General features: G+C 69.2%; 20 protein-coding genes. 6 read left to right on the forward strand and 14 right to left on the reverse strand.

Going from position 1 to position 25,872, the window contains the following annotated elements; genetic code table 11:
* Positions 1 to 3: 3 nt before the first annotated feature.
* From DEIGR_RS09535 to DEIGR_RS09545, 3 genes are all read right to left on the reverse strand, one after another.
* The gene (locus tag DEIGR_RS09535; RefSeq protein WP_058976746.1) at positions 4 to 888 is read right to left on the reverse strand and encodes a hypothetical protein; all 885 of its coding nucleotides are present in this window, start codon (positions 886 to 888) and stop codon (positions 4 to 6) included.
* 235 nt (positions 889 to 1,123) lie between these two features.
* A complete protein-coding gene (locus tag DEIGR_RS09540; protein ID WP_058976747.1) occupies positions 1,124 to 1,804 on the reverse strand; it encodes a response regulator in 681 nt (226 codons plus the stop codon).
* Positions 1,801 to 3,390, reverse strand: a complete 1,590-nt coding sequence (locus DEIGR_RS09545; RefSeq protein WP_058976748.1) for an ATP-binding protein — start codon at positions 3,388 to 3,390, stop codon at positions 1,801 to 1,803. Before DEIGR_RS09545 ends, DEIGR_RS09540 begins: the two co-directional genes overlap by 4 nt.
* A 187-nt stretch (positions 3,391 to 3,577) precedes the next feature.
* Here DEIGR_RS09545 and DEIGR_RS09550 point away from each other — a divergent pair, with 187 nt between their 5' ends.
* From DEIGR_RS09550 to DEIGR_RS09560, 3 genes are all read left to right on the forward strand, one after another.
* The gene (locus DEIGR_RS09550) at positions 3,578 to 4,528 is read left to right on the forward strand and encodes a Bug family tripartite tricarboxylate transporter substrate binding protein (protein WP_058976749.1); all 951 of its coding nucleotides are present in this window, start codon (positions 3,578 to 3,580) and stop codon (positions 4,526 to 4,528) included.
* A 102-nt stretch (positions 4,529 to 4,630) separates the two neighbouring features.
* Positions 4,631 to 5,149: a tripartite tricarboxylate transporter TctB family protein gene (locus DEIGR_RS09555; protein ID WP_058976750.1), complete on the forward strand. Its 519-nt coding sequence runs from the start codon at positions 4,631 to 4,633 to the stop codon at positions 5,147 to 5,149.
* A complete protein-coding gene (locus DEIGR_RS09560) occupies positions 5,149 to 6,648 on the forward strand; it encodes a tripartite tricarboxylate transporter permease (protein WP_058976751.1) in 1,500 nt (499 codons plus the stop codon). Before DEIGR_RS09555 ends, DEIGR_RS09560 begins: the two co-directional genes overlap by 1 nt.
* A gap of 56 nt (positions 6,649 to 6,704) precedes the next feature.
* On the opposite strand, the gene DEIGR_RS20840 is transcribed toward DEIGR_RS09560, so the two are convergent.
* Positions 6,705 to 6,959, reverse strand: coding sequence for a hypothetical protein (locus tag DEIGR_RS20840; RefSeq protein ID WP_058976752.1), 255 nt, complete (start codon positions 6,957 to 6,959; stop codon positions 6,705 to 6,707).
* Between DEIGR_RS20840 and DEIGR_RS09570 the strand changes: the two genes are divergently transcribed.
* Positions 6,958 to 9,675 carry an ATP-binding protein gene (locus tag DEIGR_RS09570; RefSeq protein ID WP_058976753.1) on the forward strand — a complete coding sequence of 906 codons (2,718 nt, stop codon included), beginning with the start codon at positions 6,958 to 6,960 and terminating at the stop codon, positions 9,673 to 9,675. The genes DEIGR_RS20840 and DEIGR_RS09570 overlap by 2 nt on opposite strands.
* A 56-nt stretch (positions 9,676 to 9,731) precedes the next feature.
* Here the strand turns inward: DEIGR_RS09570 and DEIGR_RS09575 are convergent, their stop codons facing one another.
* Together DEIGR_RS09575 and DEIGR_RS09580 are read right to left on the reverse strand one after the other, a co-directional pair.
* On the reverse strand, positions 9,732 to 10,034 hold the full coding sequence (locus tag DEIGR_RS09575) for a putative quinol monooxygenase (protein WP_058976754.1): 303 nt from the start codon (positions 10,032 to 10,034) through the stop codon (positions 9,732 to 9,734).
* Positions 10,031 to 10,801, reverse strand: a complete 771-nt coding sequence (locus DEIGR_RS09580) for a type 1 glutamine amidotransferase domain-containing protein (RefSeq protein WP_058976755.1) — start codon at positions 10,799 to 10,801, stop codon at positions 10,031 to 10,033. Before DEIGR_RS09580 ends, DEIGR_RS09575 begins: the two co-directional genes overlap by 4 nt.
* A 381-nt stretch (positions 10,802 to 11,182) precedes the next feature.
* Between DEIGR_RS09580 and metH the strand changes: the two genes are divergently transcribed.
* Both metH and DEIGR_RS09590 read left to right on the forward strand, forming a co-directional pair.
* A complete protein-coding gene (gene metH / locus DEIGR_RS09585) occupies positions 11,183 to 14,926 on the forward strand; it encodes a methionine synthase (RefSeq protein ID WP_058976756.1) in 3,744 nt (1,247 codons plus the stop codon).
* Positions 14,923 to 15,663, forward strand: a complete 741-nt coding sequence (locus DEIGR_RS09590; protein ID WP_058976757.1) for a methylenetetrahydrofolate reductase — start codon at positions 14,923 to 14,925, stop codon at positions 15,661 to 15,663. Before metH ends, DEIGR_RS09590 begins: the two co-directional genes overlap by 4 nt.
* A gap of 356 nt (positions 15,664 to 16,019) precedes the next feature.
* On the opposite strand, the gene DEIGR_RS09595 is transcribed toward DEIGR_RS09590, so the two are convergent.
* From DEIGR_RS09595 to DEIGR_RS09630, 8 genes are all read right to left on the reverse strand, one after another.
* A complete protein-coding gene (locus DEIGR_RS09595) occupies positions 16,020 to 17,315 on the reverse strand; it encodes a DUF4139 domain-containing protein (protein ID WP_058976758.1) in 1,296 nt (431 codons plus the stop codon).
* Positions 17,316 to 17,431: 116 nt separating this feature from the next.
* Positions 17,432 to 18,448 carry an ABC transporter ATP-binding protein gene (locus DEIGR_RS09600; RefSeq protein WP_058976759.1) on the reverse strand — a complete coding sequence of 339 codons (1,017 nt, stop codon included), beginning with the start codon at positions 18,446 to 18,448 and terminating at the stop codon, positions 17,432 to 17,434.
* A complete protein-coding gene (locus tag DEIGR_RS09605; protein WP_058976760.1) occupies positions 18,445 to 19,491 on the reverse strand; it encodes an ABC transporter ATP-binding protein in 1,047 nt (348 codons plus the stop codon). Before DEIGR_RS09605 ends, DEIGR_RS09600 begins: the two co-directional genes overlap by 4 nt.
* Before the next feature lie 111 nt (positions 19,492 to 19,602).
* Positions 19,603 to 20,736, reverse strand: a complete 1,134-nt coding sequence (locus DEIGR_RS09610) for an ABC transporter permease (RefSeq protein ID WP_058976761.1) — start codon at positions 20,734 to 20,736, stop codon at positions 19,603 to 19,605.
* Between the two features lies 1 nt (position 20,737).
* Positions 20,738 to 21,721 (reverse strand): ABC transporter permease, encoded by a 984-nt coding sequence (locus DEIGR_RS09615; RefSeq protein ID WP_058976762.1) that lies wholly within the window; start codon positions 21,719 to 21,721, stop codon positions 20,738 to 20,740.
* A gap of 87 nt (positions 21,722 to 21,808) precedes the next feature.
* Entirely contained in the window at positions 21,809 to 23,575 is a 1,767-nt protein-coding gene (locus tag DEIGR_RS09620) for an ABC transporter substrate-binding protein (RefSeq protein WP_058976763.1), read from the reverse strand.
* 348 nt (positions 23,576 to 23,923) lie between these two features.
* Positions 23,924 to 25,021 carry a polyamine ABC transporter substrate-binding protein gene (locus DEIGR_RS09625; RefSeq protein ID WP_058976767.1) on the reverse strand — a complete coding sequence of 366 codons (1,098 nt, stop codon included), beginning with the start codon at positions 25,019 to 25,021 and terminating at the stop codon, positions 23,924 to 23,926.
* Positions 25,018 to 25,827 carry an ABC transporter permease gene (locus tag DEIGR_RS09630; RefSeq protein WP_058976769.1) on the reverse strand — a complete coding sequence of 270 codons (810 nt, stop codon included), beginning with the start codon at positions 25,825 to 25,827 and terminating at the stop codon, positions 25,018 to 25,020. Before DEIGR_RS09630 ends, DEIGR_RS09625 begins: the two co-directional genes overlap by 4 nt.
* Positions 25,828 to 25,872: the final 45 nt, after the last annotated feature.

Raw genomic sequence — 25,872 nt, forward strand, 5'->3', positions numbered from 1 at the left:
CGGTCAGGGGGACGCCGTTCCGGCCGGACCCCGGGCGTCCTGCGCCGCCCAGTCGAGCGTCAGGGTGCGCAGCTGCCCCGCCACCCAGGTCATCGCGTCGCTGGCCGGGTACGTGACGGCGCTGTGGTCCTCCCGGGGGGAGATGAAGCGGGTCAGGGCGCGCGTGGTGCCGTCCAGGCGGACGTTGCCCTCCACCTCGAACAGGTAGTTCACGGCGTAACCGGTGGCGGCCCCGCGCCGGGGTAGGCGTTTGCTCTGCACCTCGATCCCGCGCGCCACGTTGGGCCACACGACGTCCTTGGCGTTCACGCGCCGCCCGGCGACGGTCATGGGCTCGCAGGCGTTCAGGGGGGAGAACGGGTCGCCCGTGCGGATCAGCGGGCCGAAGTCGGTCTTCCAGCCCAGGCAGATGCCGTCCAGGTCGATCTGCGCCGCGAAGGGCACGTCGGGCCGGTCGCGGGTCAGTTGGTGCAGCCACACGACGCCCTGCGAATGCCCCAGCAGCACGATCCTCGGGGCGTCCGGGCCGGTCCACGCGGCGCGCAGGGCGTCCAGGTCCGCCAGCAGGGCCGCGTACCCGCGCTGCTCGGTGCCGGTGCGGGCGGACACGAAGCGCGCGGTGGGGCTGCTGGCGTAGTTCGCGGCCTGCACGCTCAGACCGGCCGCCTGGAATTCACGGGCGACGCGGTCCACGGTGCCGCGTGACCCCAGGTACGCCCAGTTGTCGCGCGGCGCGGCGCACGGCACCCCGCAGCGTCCCGCCACGCTGAGAATCACGACGTCCGGCGCGGCGCCGCCCAGGTCCACGGGGGGCGTGTCGGCGGCGTTGACCGTCAGTGTGGGCGCGCAGGCGGTCAGGAGGAGCAGGGTGGGCAGCGCGGAACGCATCGGGTCACCAGTGTAGTCGGCGCCCGGCCCGGCCGATTCGGGATCGCGTCACGGTGTCCCGGGGTCATACGGGACTCAAGTGATTCCACATCATTCGGAGTCGCCCGGTGGCCCCCTCACCCTTCCGTCGCTTCGCGCCTCCCTCCCTCTCTGCTGCGCAGCTCTCCGAGTCCCACAGGGGGAGAGGGAACAACGGAACGCGATCACGGTGCAAGCAAGTCAATTTAATCCCGTATCAGGGGGTGCGGGCGCGGTAGAGCTTCACGGGGCGCCCGGCGTTCCCGTACTGGTGTTCCAGCGTGGCCTGCTCGCTGCGCACGAGGTGTTCGAGGTACCGCCACGCCGTCACGCGGCTCAGGCCGACCTGCTCCCCGATCTCCTCGGCGGTGACGGACTGCGCGGCGCCCTGGAGGGCCTGCACGACGCGGTCCAGGGTGTTCGGGTCGATGCCGCGTGGCAGGGCGGCCGGTTGCGCCGCGCCGTGCCCGAGCAGGCGGTCCAGGCGGCCCTGGTCCAGGCGGGCCGCGCCGGGTCCCGGCAGGCGGCGGGTGCGGTGCCGGGCGAGCAGGTCCTGAAGCCGCGCGCCGGTGAACGGTTTGATCAGGTAGTCGAACGCGCCGTGCGCGAGGGCCAGCCGGACGCTGTTCTCGTCGTCGGCGGCGGTGATCAGGGCCACGTCGGTGGTCAGGCCGTGCGCGCGCCAGTGCCGCAGGAGGCCCAGGCCGCTGCCGTCGGGCAGGTGGACGTCCAGCAGGATCAGGTCGGGTTTCAGCGCCTGCGCCAGCGCGTCGCCCTGGGCGCAGGTGGCGGCGCTGCCGACGACGTGCACGTCGGGGTCGCGTTCGAGCAGGTCGCGGTTGACGCGGGCGACGCGCAGGTCGTCCTCGACGAGCAGCACGCGGATTCGGGCGTTCATGCGGTCACCTCGGCCGGTTCGGGGGGGCGGTGTGGGAGGGGCTGCGGGAGGCTCAGCTGGAAGACGGTCAGCGGGCCGCGCCGGGTGTGGCGCAGGCTGCCGCCCAGGCCCTGCACGCGCGCGTGGACGCCGTGCAGGCCGTAGCCGCGGCCCTCGCCCTTGCTGCTCGCCCCCCGGTCGAAGAGGGTGTCGTGCAGGGCCGGGGGCACGCCGGGGCCGCTGTCCTCCACCTCGACCTGCATGCCGTCCGGGTCCTCGCCGATGGTGACGGTGACCAGCCCGGGCTGCCCGGCGAGCGCCTCGAAGGCGTTCTCGGTGAGGTTCCCCACGGCGCTGACCAGGGTGTCGGCGTGGCGTTCCCAGTGGGGGCCAAGGTGGCTGCCCTCGGTGATCTGGAAGTCGATGCCGAGTTCCTGCGCCCGCTCGCGCTTTCCGGCCAGCAGCGCCACCAGCCGGGGGACCTGCACGTCGCGCAGCAGCTGCCGGAACTGCGCGTCGGCGTGAATCTCGGCGTTCAGGACGCGCAGGGCCTCCTCGCCCCGCCCGAGCTGCAGCAGGCCGGACAGGACGTGCAGGCGGTTCTGGTACTCGTGCGTCTGGGCGCGCAGGACGTCCACGAAGCCGCGCGCGTGCGTGAGTTCCTCTGCCAGGGCCAGGGCCTCGGCGCGGTCGCGGAAGCCCGCGACGAACCCGCCGCCCTCCAGCGGTTCGAGGTTCACGAGGACCGGCTCGCCCCGCAGGGCCAGTTCCAGGTTCTGGGTACGCGCCGCCCCACCAGCGGTCAGCAGGGCCAGTTCCGGCCAGAGGGTCGCCAGGGGCGCCGGGGCGCTCTGGCCGCCCAGCAGGGTCACGGCGCGGTCGCTGCTGAGCGTCACCAGCCCGCCTGCATCGACCGCCAGCACGCCCTCGCGCAGGGCGGCCAGCACGGCGCGCTGCTGGCGGGCCAGCGCGGCGATCTGTTCGGGTTCCAGGTTCAGGATCTCGGCCCGCAGGCGCCGGGCGGCCCACACCGCGCCCACCGTGCCCAGGCCCAGCGCGAGCACGAACCACGGCAGCAGGCTGATCAGGGCGCTGCCAACCAGATGCCACACCTGCGGCATGAGGTACCCGGTGCTGACCACGCCCACCACGCGGCTGCCGGGCACGCCGCCTGCCCAGACCGGGACCTTGCCGCGCACGCTCAGGCCCAGGCTGCCGCGCGCGACCGACACGACCTCCTGCCCGGCGAGCGGCTGGGCGTTGTCGCCGCCCTCCATGGGTTTGCCCAGCCGCTCGGGAACGGGGTGCGCCAGGCGGATGCCGCGCGCGTTGCCGACCACGATGAAGTCCGCGCCCGCCTCCTCGCGCAGGACGTTCACCTGGGTGTTCAGCGCGGCGTCCTGCGTGCCGCGCGCGGTGCCCTGCACGACCACGGGCAGTTTCGCCACGATGCGACTGGCAGTCAGGGCGCGCTCGCCCAGGCGTTCGCGGGCCTCGCCGTACAGCTGCGCGGTCTGCACGCCGACCAGCAGGGCGGTCATGGCACACAGCACGATCAGGTGCAGGCGCACCAGTCGGCCCTGCAGGTTGGGGCGTCGTCGGGTCATGGGTGTTCGCCACCGATTGTAGGAGCGCGCGGCCCGTCACACCCAGGGGTTGCGTGCATTGCGTTCACGGGCGTGCATTGCGTACACGGATTGCTCGGCCAGCACGCAAAAAAACTCTTGTGACCGGGGCCGGGTGGGCGTAGGGTACGGGTGACACCACAACCCACCCCCTCACCGGAGGAACCCCATGAAGAAGACTGCCATCCTGGCCGCGTCCGCCCTGCTGACGCTCGCCGCGCCCGCCACCGCCCAGAACCTCAGCAACCTGCGCATCATGGCGCCCGCGAGCCCCGGCGGCGGCTGGGACCAGACCAGCCGCACCATCCAGACCGTGCTGCAGAACCAGGGCATCGCCAAGCCCGTGCAGGTGTTCAACGTGCCCGGCGCGGGCGGCACCATCGGCCTGGCGCAGCTGTACAACAGCAAGGGCGACAGCAACCTGCTGATGACCATGGGCCTCGTGATGGTCGGCGCGATCCAGACGAACTCCTCCAAGGTGGACCTCAGCCGCGTCACCCCGATCGCCCGCCTGACCGGCGAGTACGAGGTCATCGTGGTGCCCACCAGCAGCCCCTACAAGACCCTGGGTGACCTCGCGGCCGCCTGGAAGGCCAACCCCAGCCTGCCCTTCGCGGGCGGCAGCGCCGGCGGCACCGACCACATGCTCGTCGGGCTGTTCGCCAAGGCGGCGGGCGTGGACCCCCGCAAGATGAACTACGTGCCCTTCAGCGGCGGCGGCGAGACGCTCGCGGCGGTGCTGGGCAACCAGGTGACGGCCGCCGTCGCCGGGTACGGCGAGTTCGAGGCGCAGATCAAGGCCGGGAAACTCCGCGCGCTGGGCATCAGCGCCCCCAAGGCCCAGCCGGGCATTCCGGTCGCCACCATGAAGTCCCAGGGCTTCAACGTGGAACTCGCCAACTGGCGCGGCATCGTCGCCCCTCCCGGCCTGAGCAGCAGCGAGAAGGGCGCGCTGGTGGCCGCCATGGACAAGCTGCACGCCAGCAAGGAATGGAAGGACACCCTCAAGACCCGCAACTGGACGGACCTGTACATGAGCGGCAGCAAGTTCGACGTGTTCCTGAAGCTGGAAGCGACCCGCACCCGCGAGGTCCTCAAGGACATCGGGCTCGTCAAGTAAAGCCTGCGGCTGGTCGTGCCGGGCGGTGGCGAGTTTCCTTCGCGCCGCCCGGCCCCACGTTGCGTCCCCCCCCGTCTTTCCCTGCCCTGCGAGGTTCCGTGCATGTCTGATCCCGTCACCACCCCCATTCCCGCCGCGCGCCGCGGCCTGAGCGTGCCCGACCTGCTGGTCGCGCTGGGCGTCCTGATCGTCGGGGCCCTGCTTCTGATCGGCACGCTGAAGATTCCCTTCGGCATCAACGCGTACGTCGGCCCGCGCGTGTTCCCCATGATCGTGTCGGTCGGCACGCTGGCGCTGGGCGCACTGCTGCTCGTGGCGACCCTGCGCGGCTACCGCGCCGAACCCGCCGCCGAGGAGGACAGCGACCCGGACGCCCAGCCGGACCTGCGCCAGCCCGGGATCATCCTGGGCGGCTTCCTGCTGGGTTCGCTGATCCTGGTGCCGCTGGGCTTCGTGGTGGGCACGGCCGTGATGTACTTCAGCGTGGGCGTCGCGTTCGGTGAGCGCCGGGTGCCCCTGCTGGCGGGCGTCGCCCTGATCGTCGCGCTCGTCACGTACGTGGCGTTCACGCGCGGCCTGGGCCTGAGTCTCCCGGCGGGCATCCTGAAAGGGGTGCTGTGATGGAGGCCGTCACGTCCCTGCTTGCGGGCTTCGAGACCGCCCTGACCCCCCTGAACCTGCTGTGGGCCCTGATCGGCGTGACACTGGGCACCCTGGTGGGCGTGCTGCCCGGCATCGGCCCGGCCCTGACCGTGGCGCTGCTGCTGCCGGTCACGGCGCAACTGCCGCCCGTGAGTGCGTTCATCATGTTCGCCGGGATCTACTACGGCGGGATGTTCGGCGGCAGCACCACCAGCATCCTGCTGAACACCCCGGGCGAATCGAGCAGCATCATCACCGCCCTGGAAGGCAACAAGATGGCCCGCCGGGGCCGCGCCGCTGCCGCCCTGGCGACCGCCGCGATCGGGTCGTTCGTGGCGGGCACCATCGGCACGGCACTGCTGACCATAGCCGCCCCAGCCATCGCGGACGTGGCAGTCAAAATTCCTGCCAGCGCCACCTTCTCCATCACTGTTCTCGCCTTCGTGCTGATCAGCGCGACCTTCGGTTCTTCGCCACTCAGAGGCCTGATCAGTCTCTTCATCGGTCTGGCATTCGCCCTCATCGGCATCGACAGTCAGAGTGGTCAGGCCCGCTTCACACTGGGATTCCCTGAACTGTTGGACGGGATCGATTTCATTGTTCTGGTGATCGGCCTGTTCGCGGTGGGTGAGACCCTGTATGTGGCAAGTCGCCTGCGGAAAGACAAGGCCAGCGTGATCAAACTGGACGGAAACGCCAACATGAACCGCGAGGACTGGCGGCGCTCGTGGAAACCGTGGCTGCGCGGCACGGCGCTGGGCTTCCCGTTCGGCGCGATCCCGGCGGGCGGCGCGGAGATCCCCACCTTCCTGTCCTTCACGCTGGAGAAGAAGCTCAGCAAGCACCCCGAGGAGTTCGGCAAGGGCGCCATCGAGGGCGTGGCCGGGCCGGAAGCGGCGAACAACGCGTCCGCGGCGGGCGTGCTCGTACCGCTGCTGACCCTGGGTCTGCCCACCAGCGCCACCGCCGCGATCCTGCTCGGCGCGTTCCAGCAGTACGGGATTCAGCCGGGGCCGCTGCTGTTCGCCACGAATGGGGATCTGGTATGGGGTCTGATCGCCAGTCTGTTTATCGGCAATGTCATGCTGCTGGTGCTCAATCTGCCCTTAGCGCCTGTCTGGGCGAAGCTGCTGCTCGTGCCGCGCCCTTTCCTGTACGCTGGGATTCTGGTGTTCAGCACGGTGGGGGTGTACTCACTGAACAACAGCGTGTTCGACCTGGTGCTGCTGGCCATCGTCGGGGTGATCGGGTTCCTGATGCGGCGGTTTGACTTCCCCATCACGCCAGCGATCATCGGGGCGATTCTGGGACCAGTCGCCGAGAAACAGTTCAGAACTGCAGTGCAGAACAGCCAGGGGGATTTCACCGTCTTCTTCCAGCAGCCGCTGTCGGCGTTCATCCTGCTGATCGTGCTGGCGGCGCTGGTGGTGCCGCAGGTGCTCAAGTCCCGCGCGGCGCGGCAGGGTGCAACCAGCTGACCACCATCGGATCAGGAAGAGGTCGGGCCTTGACGCGCCCGACCTCTTGCTTTTGCTCAGCGTACGCCGCCCTCCAGCAGCAGCCAGAGGTGCCGCAGCAGTTCGTCCACGTCGTGGAAGGTGCGGGTGTCCTGCGGGCGGCCCTGGGGTTCCAGGTGCACGGTGGGGCGGGTGGCGGGGGTGGGCGGCTCGATGCGGATGATGTACGCGGTGGGGGGTTGTGGGGGGGGCACGCGGGGGGTCTCCTTGCGGGGCAGTCTGGCGTGGGGGGTGTTGCGCGGGCGTTGCGCGCGTACACTGGGGGCACTCATGAACACCGGGTCAGTGCTGATCCTGCGGACGCTGGGCGTGCCCCGCGTGACCGGTCCCGCCGGGCTGCTGGACGTGACGGGCAAGAGTCTGGCGCTCCTCATGTTCCTGGCGCTGGAGGGCGAGACGCCGCGCGAGGTGCTCGCCGACCTGCTGTGGTCGGATCAGGGGGGGGAGGCAGCGCGCCGGAACCTGCGGGTGCAACTGCACCGCCTCCGGGGCTCGGGGCTGGCGGAGTGGCTGGATGTCACGCCGGGGGCGGCGGCCCTGCGGGGTGAGGTGCAGGTGGACCTGCTCGCGCTGCGCGCGGCCCTGGCGGCGGGGGACGCGCCGGGCGCGGCGGCCCTGGTGGGAGGGCGGTTCCTGGATCACCTGAGCGTGCCGGGCGCGGCGGAGTTCGGCGCGTGGCAGGAGCGGGTGGCGGGGCAGGCGCTGGACGAGCAGCTGCGGGCGCTGGACGCGCTGGCGGCGCACGAGGCGGCGCGGGGGGCGTGGCCGGGCGTGCTGGCGGCGCACGCGCGGGCGCTGGGTCTGGAGCCGCTGCGCGAGCGGAGCGTGCGCGCGCAGATGGAGACCCTGGCGGCGCTGGGGCAGCGGGAGGAGGCGCTGGACGCGTACCGGGCGCTGTGCCGCCGCCTGCGCGAGGAACTCGGCGCGCAGGCCCAGCCGCTGCCCGCCACGCGCCTGCTTGCCCAGACACTGGCGCAGGACCCGGGGCCGTCCGCAGGTGGGCCGCCCGGGCCGCTCGTGGGCCGCGCGGCGGAGGTCGCGGCGCTGCGGGCGGCGCGGACGATGCTGGTGCTGGGCGAGGCGGGCATCGGGAAGTCGCGGCTGTTGCGCGGGGCGGCGGGGGACTCGCTGGTGCTGCGCGGCGCGCCGGAACTCACGCCGCTGCCGTTCGGGGCGCTGCTGGACGCCTTCCGGGCGCAGCCGTCGCTGGCGTGGTGCCCGGAATCGCTGCGCCCGGCGCTCGTGGCGGCGCTGGGGGCGCCGGGCGGGGCGGGCCTGCCGGACCGGGGGTCGACGCTGGACGTGCTGGCGCAGGCGCTGCTGGCCCTGGCGGGGGGTCGCCCCGTGATCGCCGAGGATCTGCACTGGCTGGACGCCGGGTCGCTGGAGGCGGCGTTCCTGGCGCTGCACCGGGGCGCGCGGCACCTGTGGCTCTCGGCCCGCCCGGAGGAACTGGCGGGCCGGACGGACGTGCTGGAGGTCCTGGCGCGGGTGAACCCGCCGCGTCTGACCCTTCAGGAACTGCCGCTGGAGGGGGTGGCGGAGCTGATCACGCGGCTGGCCGGTAGCGAGGCGCCGCTGTTCAGCGCGCGGCTGTTCGCGGCGACGGCCGGGCACCCGCTGTTCCTGATGGAGACCCTGCGGGACCTGCGCGAGCGGGGCGTGCTGTCCGAGCGGGGTGGGCGCTGGCACACGCCGTTCGATGCGTTCACGGTGGATTACGCCGAGGTGCCAGTGCCGCCGTCGGTGACGCAGGCGATCCGGGGGCGCGTGGAGCGCCTGGGGCGCGTGACGCGGCAGCTGCTGCAGGCCGGGGCGCTGTGGGGCGAGGCGTTCCCGCCCGCGCTGGTGGCGGGGTGTGTGGGCGTGCCGGTCGGGGAGGCGCTGGACGAGCTGGAGCGGGCGCAGGAGGCGCGGCTGGTCACCCCGGACGGCGCGGGCTTCCGGTTCGGGCATGACCTGCACCGCCGGGCGCTGCTGGACGGCCTGAGTGGCGCGCGCCGGGCGCACCTGCACGCGGGGCTGGCGGCGCTGGCCCCGCCGGGCACTCCGGCGGGCACGGTGGCGCGGCACTTCGAGCGGGGCGGCGAGCTGAATCGGGCGTGGCCGCTGTGGGTGCAGGCGGCGCGGGAGGCCGAGGGGCTGTTCGCGCATGCGGACGCCTTCGCGCTGTACGGGCGGGCGCTGGCGTGCGGCGCTCCGCCGCGTGAGGCGTTCGCGGTGCGGGTGGCCCGCAGTGAACTGTGCCGTCACCTGGACGACGAACCGCGGCGCGAGGCGGAACTGGCCGCGCTGACACAGCTGGCGGCCGGGCTGGACGACGCGGGGTGCTGGGCGGATCTCGCCGCGCGCCGCGCGAAGTGGCATACGGAACGGGACGAGTACGCCCTGGCGGTCGCGGAGGTGCGGGCCGCCCTGGCGCGTTTCGGCGGGGCGCTGGATGACGATGTCCGCTCGGCGCTGCTGCTGGAGGGCGGCGCGGCCCTGGCGTGCCTGGAGGACTGGCCCGCGTCGGCCGGATGGCTGCAGGAGGCGCTGACCCTGACGCGCGAGCGGCTGCCGGTGCGGGCGTCGAACGTCCTGTACTGGCTGGGGTACGGCGCGTACCGGTCCGGTGAGTTCGCGCAGGCCGAGCGGGCCTACCGCCAGTCAATGGAGGTGCTGCCGCCTGGCACCCTGTCGCGCGGGCGGGTACTGAGCCTGTGGAAGGTGGGGGCGTGCCTGCGCCGCCTGGGGCAGTTCTGCGAGGCCGCACAGGCGCTGCGCGAGGCGGACGACAGCGCCCGCACCCTGAACGCCGGGTCGCTCCGGGGCCTGATCGTGGCGGAGCAGGCGGCGCTGGCCTTCGATCAGGGCGAGTGGGAGGTCGCCTCGGCGCTCGCGGCAGAGGCGCAGACCCTCCTGACCCCGGGGGGCGAGGAGGGCTGGGACGTGCTGCGTCCGCTGCTGGCGGCACTGGCGGCAGGTCCGGTCAGCGCGCCGGGCTGAGCAAGCACGAGGCCGCCACCAGGAAACACCCCAGTGGCGGCCTCCGTTTCAGGGGGTCAGGCGACGTCGATTTCCTGAAGCACCGTCACTTCGGGGGCGCTGGCGAACCAGTCTCCGGCCTTGGCGCGGTACGCCTTGTAGTGCTCGCTGTCCCGGTGGGCCTGCGCGGCGGCCTGATCGCGGTAGCGTTCCTGCACGTGGAACCGCACCGCGCCGTCCTTGTCCTCGCGCAGCAGGTCGTAGCGGAGGTTGCCTGCCTCCTGGCGGCTGGCGCGGACCATGTTCAGCATCTCGGCCTGGACGGTGTCGACGTGCTCGGGTTTAGGCGTGATGACGGCGTGGACGGCGATGACACTCATGCGTTCACCGTGTCGCCCTTCAGCGCGCCGAGGAGGGCGGTGACGAATTCCTCGTCGCTCATGGGGTTCTGCCCGGTGATGAGTTCACGGTCGCTTACGACGTGGCTGGTGTACTTCCCGCCGTTCTGCACGTCCATGCCGGCGGCGCGCAGGGCGTCGGCGGGGTAGTACTGCATGGGGGCCTCGAAGGTCTTCTCGGCGTCCTGTTCCTCGGGGGTGCTGAACACGGTGGCCTTGTAACCGCTGTACAGGAAGTCCTGCGCGGCGGGCGTCTCGCCGTTCTGGAGGGCCGTCTGGTAGGCGGCGGCGTCCTGCTGCGCGGCGAGGAGGGCGACCGGCGCGTGGCAGATCAGCGCGGTGGGCTGGCCCTTCCCGTGGAAGTGACGTAGCACCTTACCCAGGTCGGCGTCGCGCATGAGTTCAATCATCGGGGCGTGCCCGCCGGGCAGGAACACCGCGTCGAACTGGTCGAGGATCGCGGCGGCGTCGCTCAGCTTGTGGACGGTGCCGCTCAGGGTCTGCTCGACGAAGGCCTTGATCTGCGCGTGCTCGGCCTCGTCCTTGAAGAAGTCCTTGGTGTCGCTGCCGTGGTCCATGGGAGGACGGTTCCCCTTGGGCGTGGCGATGGTCAGCTCGTAGCCCTCCTGGGTCAGGCGGTGGGCGGGCACGCCGAATTCGTTGAGGTAGAAACCGGTGGCGTGCGTCTGGCCGTCCTTGAGCGGGAGCTGGTCTTCGCTGGACATCACGACGAGGATGTTCTTGGTCATGGGCGACACCTTAAGCGCCGGCGGGGGGGCCGACTGTCGAACCCCTTACTTTGCTTTCTAAAGCATTCAGGTTGGGTGAAGGCGCCCTGATCCCGGCGGGCCTGTCCATGCACCCCGCCGGGTGGGACGGACGCAGCGCGCTATTCTCTGCACAACCGCGCCTGCCGGGCGTGGTCATCCAGAACCGCCGGAGGGAATTTTCTGCCCTGTGATGGCGTGGCAACCGGCCCTCATTGCGGCACTCGGTGCTTTCAGAGAAGACCCGCGTGGGTGCGCTGACGATGGCGCGAGCGGGTTGGGGTGGCCCAGAAGCGGCGCTGACTTCGCGCAAGGACTTTCGAGGCCGCCCAGGGGCGGCTTTCTGCTGTACAGGGGTAGACCATGAGTACCGATATCCGCGCCGAGGCGCGCAAGAGAATCCTGATTCTGGACGGCGCGTGGGGCACGCAGCTCCAGGGGGCCGGACTGACCGAGGCCGACTTCCGCTGGGACGGCGCCGATCCCCTGCGGATGTACCGGGGAAACTTCGACCTGCTGCAACTGACGAGGCCCGACGTGATCCGCGCCGTGCACCGCTCGTACTTCGAGGCCGGGGCGGACATCGCCAGCACGAACACCTTCAACTCCACGACGATCAGTCAGGCGGACTACGGCACGGAAGGCATGGCGCGCGAGATGAACGTGCAGGGCGCGCGGCTGGCGCGCGAGGTCGCCGACGAGTTCACCGCCCGTGACGGCAGGCCGCGCTGGGTGGCGGGGAGCATCGGCCCGACGAACCGCACGGCGACCCTCTCGCCGGACGTGGAACGCCCGGAATTCCGCAACGTCACCTACGACGATCTGGTCGCCGCGTATACCGAGGCCGCCGAGGGCCTGATCGAGGGCGGCGCCGACCTGCTGCTGCTGGAGACGGTGTTCGACACGCTGAACGCCAAGGCGGCGCTGTTCGCCTGCGAGGAGGCCTTCGCGCGCACCGGGAAGACGCTGCCGGTCATGCTGTCCGGCACGATCACGGACGCTTCGGGCCGCACGCTCAGCGGGCAGACGCCGGAAGCGTTCGCGATCAGCACCTCGCACGCGAACCTGTTCAGCCTGGGCCTGAACTGCGCGCTGGGCGCTGATCTGCTGCGCCCGCACCTGCGCGAGATCGCCGCGAACACGGACGCGCTGGTGTCCGTCCACCCGAACGCGGGCCTCCCGAACGCCTTCGGGGAGTACGACGAGACGCCCGAGCACACGGCGGGCGTGCTGGCCGACTTCGCCCGCGAGGGCCTCGTGAACATCGTGGGTGGGTGCTGCGGCACGACTCCTGAGCACATCCGCGCGATTGCCGAGGCGGTGCGCGAGATCACGCCGCGCGTGGCCCCCGAGCAGCCCCCCGTGCTGCGCCTGAGTGGCCTGGAGCCGCTGAACGTCACGCCGGAACTGAACTTCGTGAACGTCGGCGAACGGACGAACGTGACCGGCAGCCCCAAATTTGCCAAGGCGATCCTGGCCGGGGACTTCGACGCGGGCCTGAAGATCGCGCGGCAGCAGGTCGAGAACGGCGCGCAGATCGTGGACGTGAACTTCGACGAGGGCATGCTCGACGGCGAGGCCGCCATGGTGAAGTTCCTGAACCTGCTGGCCGGGGAACCCGACATCAGCCGCGTGCCGCTGATGCTGGACAGCAGCAAGTGGGAGATCCTGGAGGCGGCCCTCAAGCGCGTGCAGGGCAAGGCGGTCGTGAACTCGATCAGCCTCAAGGACGGCGAGGCGAAGTTCCTGGAACGCGCCCGTCTGCTACGCCGCTACGGGGCGGCGGCGGTCGTCATGGCCTTCGACGAGCAGGGGCAGGCGGACAACCTCGCGCGGCGCATTGAGATCACCTCGCGCGCGTACCGCCTGCTGACCGAGGAGGTGGGTTTCCCGGCGCAGGACATCATCTTCGACCCGAACGTGCTGACCGTCGCCACGGGCATCGAGGAACACGACCGCTACGCCATCGACTTCATTGAGGCGACCCGCTGGATCAAGGCGAACCTGCCGGGCGCGCTGGTCTCGGGTGGGATCAGCAACGTGTCGTTCTCGTTCCGGGGAAACAACCACGTGCGCGAGGCGATGCACGCGGTGTTCCTGTACCACGGGGTCCGCGCGGGGCTGGACATGGGCATCGTGAACGCCGGCATGCTCGCCGTGTACGAGGACATTGAGCCCGAACTGCGGGACGCGGTGGAGGACGTCATCCTGGCCCGCCGCCCCGACGCGACCGAGCGGCTGCTGGAACTCGCCGACCGCTACAAGGGCGTGAAGCGCGAGGTCGGCGCGGGCAGCCCCTGGCGGGACCTGCCGGTGCAGGAGCGGCTGAAGCACGCGCTCGTGCAGGGCATCGCGGACTTCGTGGACGCGGACGCCGAGGAGGCGTACCAGGAACTCGGCTCGCCGCTGAAGGTCATCGAGGGGCCGCTGATGGACGGCATGAACGTCGTCGGCGACCTGTTCGGCGCCGGGAAGATGTTCCTCCCGCAGGTCGTGAAGTCCGCCCGCGTCATGAAACGCGCCGTGGCGTACCTCACGCCGTACATGGAGGCCGAGAAGCAGGAGGCCGGCGGCAAGGGCAAGGTCTTGCTGGCGACCGTGAAGGGCGACGTGCACGACATCGGCAAGAACATCGTCGGGGTGGTACTGGCCTGCAACGGCTATCAGGTCACCGACCTGGGCGTGATGGTCCCCACCGAGAAGATCCTCGACGAGGCCGAGCGGATCGGCGCGGACGTCATCGGCCTGAGCGGCCTGATCACCCCCAGTCTGGACGAGATGGTCACCGTGGCCCGCGAGATGACCCGCCGCGGCCTGACCCTGCCCCTCCTGATCGGCGGGGCGACCACCAGCCGCGCGCACACCGCCGTGAAGATCGACCCCGCCTACCCGGGGGCGGTGGTGCACGTGCTGGACGCCAGCCGCGCCGTGACGACCACCGCCGACCTGCTGGCCGACCCGGCGGGCGTGCAGGATCGCGTCCGCACCGAGTACGACGCGCTGCGCGAACGGCACGGCGGGCGGCAGGTGCGCCTCGTGCCCATCGGGACGGCCCGCGAGCGCGCCCCGCAGCTCTCCCCCACCGTCCCGCCAGCCCCGCGCGAACCGGGCCGTCAGGTCATCGAGCAGCCCATCGCGGAGCTGCTGGACTTCATCGACTGGACGCCGTTCTTCATCGCGTGGGAGATGAAGGGCATCTACCCCAACATCCTCACCGACCCCCTGCGCGGCGAGGAAGCCCGCAAACTCTTCGCCGACGCGCAGGCCCTCCTCCAGCGCGCCATCGACGAGAAGCTCCTGACCGCGCGCGGCGTGATCGGCCTGTGGCCCGCCCGGCGCGACGGAGACGACATCGTGGTTGCCGCAGATGGCAGGTGGCAGATGGAAGGTGGGCAGCCATCCGCGATCAGCCATCCGCCTTCCGCTCGCCTCCACACCCTGCGCCAGCAGCGCGACCAGACCACGCCGAACGCGGCGCTGGCGGACTTCATCCTGCCTGACGGGGATCACATCGGGGCGTTCGCGGTGGCGATTCACGGCGCAGAGGAACTCGCGGCGGCGTTCGAGGCGCAGCACGACGATTACAACGCCATTCTGGTCAAGGCGATCGCGGACCGACTGGCGGAAGCCTTCGCGGAGAAACTCCACCGGGACGTCCGCGTGCAGCACTGGGGCTACGCGCCCGACGAGGCGCTGGGCAACGACGACCTGATCCGCGAGCGCTACCAGGGCATCCGCCCCGCGCCCGGCTACCCCGCGCAGCCTGACCACACCGAGAAACGCACGCTGTTCACCCTCCTGAACGCCGGGGAGGTCGGCCTGACCCTGACCGAATCGTGCGCCATGACGCCCGCCGCCGCCGTGTCCGGCCTGTACTTCGCGCACCCGGAAGCGCGTTACCTCGCCGTGGGCCGCATCGGCCGCGACCAGATCCTGGACTACGCCCGCCGGAAGGGTCAGAGCATCGAGGAAACCGAACGCTGGCTGGGACCGATCCTCGCGTACGACGCGGGAGCGGGGGAAGGCGGAAGGCAGATAGCAGATGGCAGGGCCGCGCCTTCGACCATCGACCTTCAGCCTTCTGCGGCGGCCGGAGGCCGCCCATGACCCGCGTGTCTGTCGAGCTGGTGCCCCGGTCCCGTTCTGGCCTGCGCGCGGAGATCGCGGAGGTCGCGGGCGCGCTGGGCGGCGTGGATACCGTGAACGTTCCGGACCTGACGCGGTACTCGCTGCGCTCCTGGGTGGGGTGTGGGTTTGCCCGCCCCGGCTTCGCGGCGATTCCGCACCTGCGCGCCGTGGACTTCAACCCACGTGAGCCCCTGCCGTTCCTGCCGCTGCTGGAGGAACACGGTATCCGCGAGGTGCTCGTCGTGACCGGTGACGCGCCGATTGATATGAGCGCGAAGGTGTACGACCAGGACGCCGTGGACCTGATCCGCCGCCTGACCCGCGACGCGCCGCACCTGCGCGTGTACGCCGGGCTGGACCCGTACCGGCAGTCGTTCGTGCGCGAGCGGGATTACCTGGAGCGCAAGCTGGACGCCGGCGCCGCCGGGTTCTTCACGCAGCCGTTCTTCGACCTGCGCCTGCTGGACACCTGGGCGGACCTCCTGCCGGACGGCACGGACGTGTGGTGGGGCGCGACGAGCATTCTCACGGAAGCCAGCTTCAACTACTGGCGGGCCCGCAACCACGCGGTGTTTCCCCGCACGTTCACGCCCACCCTGGACTGCAACCGCGTGTTCGCCCGCGACCTCCTGACCTTCGCCCGCCAGCGGCAGCATCACGCGTACTTCATGCCGGTGAAAGTGAACGTGCTGGAGTATCTGGGCGGCATCCTCTGAGCGAGTGGGCTGCGAGCTTTGAGCTCTGAGTCACCCCCACCCGGCCTCCCCCCTCAGGGGGGAGGAGCAAGACATGAAGAAAGTCGATCAGCGGAGCGAAACGTCCCACCCACCTACTGACCGCAGACAACCACCGGCCGTCGTGCGCGTAGCGCGCGGGCCTGCGACGGGGGCGGCAGGATGGCGTCGAGGCCGGACCCGTCACTGCCTATGCCGACCGCGCCGCAACAGTAAAGCCTCTTGCCGAGCGCAGCGACTGCCCCCCCTGCCCCTCTGGGGTAGGGGGCTGGGGGGTGGGGCCGCCAACGATACGGACCCCCGAGGAGCACCCCGAAGGTCCAGTCTCTACAAAAGCCTCAGCTGTTGTCGATCACGACCGTGAAGCTCTTGCTGACCTTGCCCTTGGCGGGCACGTCCACGCGCAGGTTCGCGGTGCCCTGGTTTTTGACGGGGGCCATGGTGTCGATGGTGATGATGCGGCCGCCGATGCGTTCGGTGATTTCGGCGCGGACGGCGCGGTCCTTGCTGCTCTCGAAGGCGTAGGTGACCTTGTAGGTGGTCTTGGTGACGTTGCCTTTGGCGTCCTTGACCTGGGCGGTCTGGGCGGTGGTGCGGGTGTATTCGATGTCGGGGTCTTCGCCCAGGGAGAAGTCGATGGTGCCGCCTTTGCGGGTGTCGGGGAGGGTGGTCTGGCCGACGAGGCGGCCGTCCTCGCGGACGGTGAGGGGCCCGGCGGGGAGGCGCTGGTCGGCTTCCAGGCGGTAGGAGCGGTTGAGGGTGCCGGTGCGGGTGCCGGTGCCGAAGTAGGTATCGAGTCCGGCGTAGCGTTCGAATCGGCTGAGTTTGGGTGTCAGGAACGGTAGGGTGATGACGGAGTTGGCGGGCAGCGTGAAGGGGGTGGTGAGGTCGTAGCGGGTCAGGCCGCGCAGTTCGCCCTGGCTCTGGATCTTGGGGACGGGGGCGGCGGTGGCGGGCACGGCGCGCATGACCGTGTCGGCGGCGAATCCGGCAGCTTCGGCCTGCGGGTTGGCCTGCACGGTGACGTCTCCGGCGTACAGTTCGGTGTTCTGCACGTCGTAGGCGAGGTCGGTGGTGTTGCGCAGGTCGGCCAGGGCGGTCAGGTTCGCGCCGGCGCTGCTGGCGTTCAGGGTGTAGCGGGGGCTCCAGGTGACGGCGCGGGTCAGGTAGGTCAGGGTGCCGGTTCCGGCGCGGGGCAGGGTGTAGGTCAGGGTCTGGCTGGGGCTCTGGGGGTTCAGGGGGGGCGCGGCGCTGAAGGACAGGTCCTCGAAGCGCACGTTGAAGAACCGGCCCTGGGCGTCCCTGACGAGCAGGTCGCGGGCGCGCACGAGCGTGACGGGTTCGGTGGTGTCGCCGCGGCGCAGGAACACGGTCTGGCCTTCGAGGCCGCTCAGCCAGTTGCTCTGGAGGGTCTGGGCGGCGCTGCTGAACGGCAGGCCTTCGAGGTCGAGGCTGCCGGGCAGCACGCTTTCCCAGGCGGACTGGGGCAGGGTGACGTTCAGGCTGGTGCCGGTGGCGGTGACGGGCTGGCGGACCTCGGTGAAGCTGGGGTAGATGCGCAGGTCGGCGGCGCTGGCGGTGCCGAGGGCGAGGGTGGTGGCGACGGCAGCGGCGACTGACAGGCTGTTTTTCATGTCTGGATGGTGACCCGCCGCTCAATATGAGATGTGAGAGTGGGCGTCAGGAACGCGACAGAAAACCCGCCGCCCCGGATGTGGGGTGGCGGGCTGTTCGTGCAGGCCGGACAGTCTTACAGGATGTCGTCGCGGATGCAGGCCTTGAAGTGACCGGGGCTGACTTCACGCAGTTCGGGGACGATGTTCGCGCAGTCGGCGATCGCGTAGCGGCAGCGGGTGCGGAACACGCACCCCGACGGCGGGTTGATCGGGCTGGGAATGTCGCCTTCCAGGATGATGCGCTGGCGCTTGACGGTGGGGTCGGGCACGGGCGCGGCCGACAGGAGCGCCTCCGTGTAGGGGTGCTTGGGGTTGCGGTTCAGTTCGCGGCTGGGCGCGATTTCCATGACGCGGCCCAGGTACATCACGATGATGCGGTCGCAGATGTACTCGACGACCGCGAGGTCGTGCGCGATGAACAGCACGGTCAGGCCCAGTTCTTCCTGCAGGTCCTGCAGCAGGTTCACGACCTGCGCCTGGATGGACACGTCCAGCGCCGAGACGGGTTCGTCGGCGACGATGAACGCGGGGTCCACGGCCAGGGCGCGGGCGATCCCGATGCGCTGGCGCTGACCGCCGCTGAACTCGTGCGGGTAGCGGCGCATGTGCTCGGGGCGCAGGCCGACCTTCTGCAGGAGTTCGGCGATGCGGTCGACGCGCTGCTTGCCGGGGTGCAGGTTGTGGATCTGCATGGCCTCCCCGATGATGTCGCTGACGGTCATGCGGGGGTTCAGGCTCGCGAAGGGATCCTGGAAGATGATCTGCATCTCGCGGCGGTAGTCACGCATCTGCCCCTTGGACAGCTTGGTGATGTCGGTGCCGTTGAAGAGCACCTGCCCGCCGGTGGGTTCGATCAGGCGCAGGATAGCGCGTCCGGCGGTGGTCTTGCCGGAGCCGGATTCGCCCACCAGGCCGACCACTTCGCCGCGCCCGATCTTGAAGGACACGTCGTTGACGGCCTTGACGTTGCCGACGACGCGGGACAGCAGGCCGCCGCGGATCGGGAAGAATTTCTCCAGGTTCTGGACGTCCAGCAGGGTGTCGCCCGTGGCGGGCATGGTGCGGCGGGTCTGGGTGCTGACGGCGGTCATGCGGTCACCTCGCGCTGCGCCTGCGCGAATTCGCGCCAGCGGATGCAGCGGGACATGTGGCCGTGCCCGGTGTCTTCCAGCGCGGGCACCGCCTTGGAGCAGTCGGGAACGGCGAACTTGCAGCGCGGCTCGAAGGCGCAGCCGGGGGGCAGGTTCAGCGGGTTGGGCACGTTGCCGGGGATGGCTTCCAGGCGGCCCTTGGGCTGCCCGGGGACATGCTCGTACTCGCCGGGACGGGGAATGCTGTTCAGCAGGCCCATGGTGTAGGGGTGGCGGGGCGCCTGGAAGATGTCCACGACGTCGCCTTCCTCGACCACGCGGCCACCGTACATCACGACGACGCGGTCGGCCATCTCGGCCACGACGCCGAGGTTGTGCGTGATGAACAGGATGCTCATCCCGACCTCTTTCTGCAGGTTGCGCATCAGGTCGAGAATCTGCGCCTGGATGGTCACGTCGAGCGCCGTGGTGGGCTCGTCGGCGATCAGCAGGGCGGGTTTGCAGCTCAGGGCCATGGCGATCATGACGCGCTGGCGCATCCCGCCGGACATCTGGTGCGGGTACTCGTTGACGCGTTTCTCGGGGGCGGGGATGCCCACGAAGCGCAGCATGTCGGTGGCGACGCCCATGGCGTCTTTCTTGTTCTTGCCCTGGTGCAGCATGACGGCTTCAGCGATCTGGTCCCCGACGGTATAGACGGGGTTCAGGCTGGTCATGGGCTCCTGGAAGATCATGGAGATGTCGTTGCCGCGGATCTTGCGCATGTCCGCTTCGCTCAGCGTGACGATGTTCTTCTGAACGCCGTCCTTGCCGGTGAAGAGGATCTCCCCTTCCACGATCTTGCCGGGAGGGGTGGGGATCAGGCGCATGACCGACAGGCTGGTGACGCTCTTGCCGGAGCCGGATTCGCCCACGACGGCGAGGGTCTCGCCCTTCTTGATGTGGAAGGTCACGCCGTCGACGCTCTTCACGACACCGTCGTCGGTACTGAAGTAAGTTTTCAGGCCGTTCACGGCCAACAGGACTTCACCCTGGTGGGTCATTGTTCCTCCGTTTTCAACACGTTGTGCATCATACAACCGTTGGGGATTCTAGGGCGTTTTGTCACGCGCGGCGCGGCCCATTTCGCTGGCCGCGCCGCGCGTGACAGGGGTTCAGGCGCGCTTACGCGGGTCGAAGGCGTCGCGCAGCCCGTCGCCGAGCAGCTGGAAGCACATCACGGTGAACACGATGAAGAAGCCGGGGATCAGCACCCAGGGGCGGGTGTTCAGGCTGCTCAGCCCGCCGTCCTGCGCGGCCTTGAGCAGGCTGCCCCACGACGCGTAGGGTTCCACGGCGCCGATGCCCAGGAAGCTCAGGCCGGATTCCAGCAGGATGAAGCTGGGGATGGCGAGGCTGGTCGTGACGATCACGTAGGTCGTCAGGGTGGGCAGCATGTGGCGCCACATGATGCGGTTGTCGCTGGCGCCGAGGCTCTTGGCGGCGGACACGAAGTCCTGTTCGCGCACGCTGAGCAGCTGTCCGCGCGTGACGCGCGCCAGTCCGCCCCAGCCGATGAAGGCCAGGATGCCGAGAATCACGTACAGCGCGAGGATCGGGTTGATGTCGCGGGGGAACACGCTGCGCAGCAGCAGCAGCAGGAACAGGTAGGGAATGGCGGCGAGCACCTCGACGAGGCGCATGATGACGGTGTCGACGATCCCGCCGAAGTAGGCGGCCATGGCGCCCATCATCAGGCCGATCAGGGTGGTGATCAGCACCGCGCCGAAGCCGATGGTCAGGCTGATCTGCGAGGCGTACAGCGTGCGCGTGAACAGGTCGCGGCCCAGGTCCTCGCCCCCGAACAGGTACACGCTGCAGTCTTCCTTGTTCGTGCCGAACAGGTGCAGGTTACCGGGGAACAGGCCCAGAATCTTGTAGCTGGCGCCGCGCACCCCGAAGTACAGCGGGCAGCGTTCCGCGCTGGGCTTGAACTCGTTCACGAAGGTGTCCATGTTCAGCTGCTGGGTGTACTTGAACACGTAGGGCCGCGTGAACGCGCCGGTGTCGGGGTCACGGAACTGGATGGGGGTTGGGGGGTGGAAGCGGGTGATGTTGCTGGTCGAGTACGAGGACAGGGCGTCAGGCGCGATGAACGGCGCGAAGATCGCCATGACGTACAGCAGGATCAGCATCAGGCCGCCGGCCTGCGCGAGGCGGTTCTTCCGGAACTGCTGCCAGGCGACGGAGAACTGGGACTGACCGAGCGGCTTGTCCTTCTGGGTGGTGGCGGGTGCGGTGGTGGTCATGTCAGCCGACCTTGATGCGCGGGTCAACGACCGCGAGGAGAATGTCGCTCAGGGCGTTGCCGATCACGAGCAGGACGGTGGTGATCACGGTGAAGCCCGCGATGAGATACAGGTCCTGGGCGTTCAGGGCGTCGAGGATCATCGGGGTGATGCCTGGGTAGGCGAACACGACCTCGATGAAGCCGGCGCCGGCGACCGCGCCGGGCAGCAGGCCGCCGATGCCGGCCACGATGGGCAGGATGGCGTTGCGGAAGGTGTGCTTCCAGATGGCGGTGCGTTCGCTGACGCCCTTGGCGCGCGCGGTGCGGATGTAGTCCGAACGCATGACTTCCAGCATCTGCCCGCGGATGACGCGGGTCAGTCCGGCGGCGTCACTGACGGCCAAGATGACCGCGGGGATCAGGAGGTGCTTGGCGATATCCAGGAATTTCTGGACGGGCGTCATGCTGTCAAAGCCGTTACTGGTCATGCCGTTGATCGGGATGTCCAGGCCGGTCGCCGAACGGACCTGCAGGATGAAGTAGATGACGATCAGCGCCAGGAAGAAGCTGGGGAATCCCAGCAGGAAGTACAGGATGACGTTGATGGTCTTGTCGCCCAGCGAGTTCTGCCGCACGGCGCCGAACACGCCGATGGGAATGGCGATGGCGTAGAACAGCAGGGTGGAGAGCAGCACCAGGTACATCGAGTTGGCGATGCGGGGTTTGATGACGTCCAGTACGGGCTGCTGGTACGAGAACGACAGGCCCAGGTCGAAGTTGAAGAGCATGTTCTTCATCCACAGGAAGTACTGCTCGATGGGGTGCCGGTCCAGGCCGAAGTTGCGTTCCAGTGCGGCCAGCGCCTCGGGGCTGATGTTCGGGTTGAGTTTGGCGGGCGTCAGGAAGTCGCCGGGGGCCAGCTGGATCACGAAGAAGATCAGGATGCTGGCCAGGAACAGGGTGGGAATGGACTGCACCAGTCGGCGCAGGAGGAATGGGATCATGCGGGCTCTCCGGGGGCGTCATGGGTGTGGGGGGCAGTCCGCGTGGGCGGACCACCCCCCGTGGGAGCAGCGTGCTGCTCTGGTCGCTTACTTGATGAAGGTCAGGGCCTGGAGGCGGTGGCCGTAGTAGGCGTCCATCATGCTGGCGGTGAATTCGCCGCCCAGACGCTCGTTGAAGGCCACGTGGTAGTTGCCGCCCACGAGGTAGATGACGGGCTGCAGTTCGCCTTCAGCCTTCATCAGCTGGCCGCCGATGGCGCGGCGCTTGGCGTCGTTCAGTTCCGCGTCGCCTTGGTAGTACAGCTTGGTCATCAGCTGTTCCTGGCTGGTGGCGCACTTGCCGTCGGTGGGGTTGTTGTAGGAGTGCAGGTTGGTGCCGCAGGGCACGACGTTGCTGCCGAAGCTCCAGATGTTGCTGCCGCCGGAGAGGCCCAGCAGGATGGCGTCGAAGGGACGGTTCTCGCCCTTGGAGGTCAGCTGGCCGACCAGGGTGTTGAAGTCGATGGGGGTGAAGTTGACCTTCACGCCGACCTTCTTCGCCTCGTCGGCGAAGATGCGGCCCAGCTGCTCGCGGACGGTGTTGCCCGCGTTGGTGCTCAGGTTGAATTCCAGGACCTTGCCGCTCTTGTCGACCAGGTAGCCCTGGGCGTTCTTCTTGGTGTAGCCGATCTGCGCGAGCAGCTTGCTGGCCTGCGCGAGGTCGTACTTGTACTGGGGGGCGCCGGCCGCGAGGCCCGCGTCGATCTGCTGCTTGAAGATCGGGTAGGTGCTGAAGTACGTCTCGCTGCCCAGGCCGCCCAGGGCGAGCTGCACCATGGCCTGGCGGTTGGCGATGTGGCTCATGGCGCGGCGGAAGCGCACGTCACGGAAGAGTTTCTGCTTGGCGGGGTCGCCCGCCTTGTTCCAGTTGAAGGTGATCCACTGGCTGGTGGCCTGGGGGCTGACGTTCGCCTTCAGGAAGGCCTTCAGGCTGCCGTTGTCGATGGCCTTCTTGGTCTGGGCCAGGTCGTCGGCGTTGCGCATGCCGACGGTGTCGATCTGACCGGCCAGGAAGGCGGCGAGGGACGCGTTGGCGTCGGCGACGATACGCACGGACATGGTGTTCAGGTAGGGCAGTTCCTGACCGCGGCTGTCCTTGTTCCAGTCGCCCCAGTTGGGGTTCTTCTTGAACACGGTGCGCTCACCGGCGCGGTAGGAGTCGACGACCCACATGCCGGGGCTGACGATCTGGCTGGCGGGCGTGGCGAGACCCCACATCTTCTTGACGGCGTCGGCACCGCCCTCACGGTAGGCCTTACCGAACACGTGGTCAGGCCAGGGTGCGTAGCTCATGATGCTCAGGGCGCTGGCGCTGGGCTGGGGGAAGTCGAACTGCAGGGTGTAGTTGTCGAGCTTCTTGACCGTGATGGGCTTGCCCACCAGGAAGAAGGTGTCGCGGCTGTTGCTGCCGACCTTGTCGTCGGTGTGGATCTTCCAGGTGGTAACCCAGTCATCGGCGGTGATGGCCTGGCCGTCGCTGAACTTCATGCCCTGGCGGATCTTGACCACGAAGCGCTTGTTGTTGTTGCTGACCACGGCGGGGGCGGCGGCCATATAGGGGATGAACTCGTCGTTGCGGGGGTCCTGCGTGAACAGGCCGGCGCCGGTCTCCATGCGGTCGGGGATGCTGTCCGCCTCGCTGCTGGTGAAGGGGTTCATCGTCTTGAAGTCGCTGATGGCGGACAGGCGCAGTTCACCGCCGCGTTTGTTCGCGGTGTTCTGCTCGGCGGTCCAGGCGGCGGGCCAGACGAAGGCGCTCTGGGCGGCAGCGGTGCCGACCGTCAGGGCCAGGGCAAGAGTCAGGGCTTTTTTCATGGGGGTCCTCCAGGGTGCGTGAAAGGAAATACGACAAGGTCCGGCGCGCAGCCGGGGTCTTGGTTCCTGATTTCGTTTTCCAGCGAGCTAAATATATTGGCCTATCCTGTTTCGGTCAAGGACTGATTTTCCCATTCGACACGCCGGATTGCATATTCATTCACTATCTTGCAACTGATCGGCTCATGAACGCTGCGGGTTTCATTTGACAGGACGAACCGCCAAAGTGACCCGCAGCCCATTCTCATGAATACAGTGACGATTGGATGCACCCGCCGCCCTGCCGGGTGGTCTGCACAGGTCACGTCGTCAGCAGGAGAGCCCGCCGGTCTCCCCTGCCGACCGCGCTCAGCGGCTCTTGAGTTCCGTCCAGATGCGGTCGTACAGCCGCTGCGGGCGCCCCGCTGGCAGTTCGCCGATGAAATCCAGGCGGCCGTCGGTGAGCCACGCGGCGGGCGGATTCAGCGCCGGGATGTCCTTCAGGAAGTCGTCCAGGTACGGCCGGGCGGCGGCGTTCGGCGTGGCGTAGTAGGTGTAGTTGCTCAGCTGCGCGCCGTTCTCCGCGTCCAGGATGAAATCGATGAAGCGGTGGGCCAGTTCGGGGTTGGGGCTGCGTTTCAGGACGACCAGGGTGTCCATGCTGATGGTCGTGCCCTGGCGGGGCAGCAGCACCTGCACGTTCTCGTCCTCCTCGGTGGCGATCAGCAGGTCACCCACGTAGATCTGCCCCAGGTCCACGGTTTTCGCCAGGAGTTTGTTGCGGGTGCCGGGCCCGCCGTCGAAGCCCTGGAAGCCCTTCTTGGCGACCACGCGGCGCAGCAGGTCGCGCGCGGCGCGCAGCTCCCCCACGCGGGTGGTGTTCGCGCTGAAGCCCAGGAACTTCAGTGCCGCGCCGATCACCTCGCGCGGGTCGTCGAGCAGCACGAACGAGCGGCGGTCGTCCGGGCCGAAGATCTCCGCCCAGGTGTCCCGCGGCACGTACCGCTCTCGGTTATAGGCCAGTCCGGTCGCGGCGTACTGGTACGGCACGGAGTACACGTTGGCCGGGTCGTAGTCGGCGTTCAGGAAGCCTGGGGCGATGTTCTTCAGATTGGGGATCTGGGATTTGTCCAGAGGTTGCAGCAGTCCGGCGCGGACCATAGTCTGCACGACGTAGTTGCTGGGCACGGCGATGTCGTACTGCGCCCCGCCCCCCTGCAGCTTGGCGAGCATGGCCTCGTTGCTCTCGAAGGTGTCCAGCACGACCCGCACACCGTTCGCCTTCTCGAAGGCCTTCACCAGTTCGGGGTCGATGTACTCCGACCAGATGAACACCCGCAGCGTCTTCCCGTCCCCGCGCGTCACCGGAACCGCCGCGCCCGTCTGGGCCTGCGGGGGTTTCTGCACGCGGTAACAGCCGGTCAGGAGGAGCAGGCCCGCAGCGGCCAGCAGCGCGGCCCGCTTCACGCGCCTCTCCGGGGGCGCAGCAGCGCGTTCGCCGCGACGATGGCGACCACCGTCACGAGGACCAGCAGCGCACTCAGGGCGTTGATGTCCGGCGTCACGCCTCGCTTCACGTTGGTGTAGATCAGCACGGGCAGCGTGCTGAAGCCCGACCCGCTCGTGAAGTACGTGACCACGAAATCGTCCAGGGACAGCGTGAACGCCAGCAGCGCCCCCGCCAGCACGCCCGGCATCGCCAGCGGCAGGATGATCCGCCGGAACGACTCCCAGCCGCTCGCGCCCAGGTCACGCGCCGCTTCCTCCAGTTCCGGGCCGTACCCGGCCAGCCGCGAGCGCACCGTCAGGGCCACGTAACTGATCTGGAAGGTCACGTGCGCCAGCAGCACCGTCCAGAAGCCGTTGTCGAAGCTCCACCCGGCCCGTTCCAGGCCCTGCCGGACGAACGAGTAGAACATCAGCAGACTGACGCCCATCACCACGTCCGGCACCACGATGGGCAGCACCAGCAGCCCCGTCAGCGCCGTGCGGAAGCGCAGCGTGTACCGCCACAGGCCCAGGCCCACCAGCGTCCCCAGCACCGTGCTGACCAGCGTGCTGATCAGGGCGATCTCCAGCGTGTGCACCAGCGCCTCGCGCACGTCCGCGCGGGCGAACAGCACCCCGTACCACTTCGTCGTGAACCCCGCCCACGTCGCCCCGAAGCGCGAATCGTTGAACGAGAACACCACCAGCACGATGATCGGCAGGTACAGAAATGCGTACACCAGCCACGCCCACGCACTCAGCGCCGGATGCGTCCGCCGGATCACAGCGCCCTCCGGGCGGTCGATGGTCGAAGGGCGATGGTTGATAGG

Source organism: Deinococcus grandis (assembly GCF_001485435.1).
Lineage (GTDB): Bacteria > Deinococcota > Deinococci > Deinococcales > Deinococcaceae > Deinococcus > Deinococcus grandis.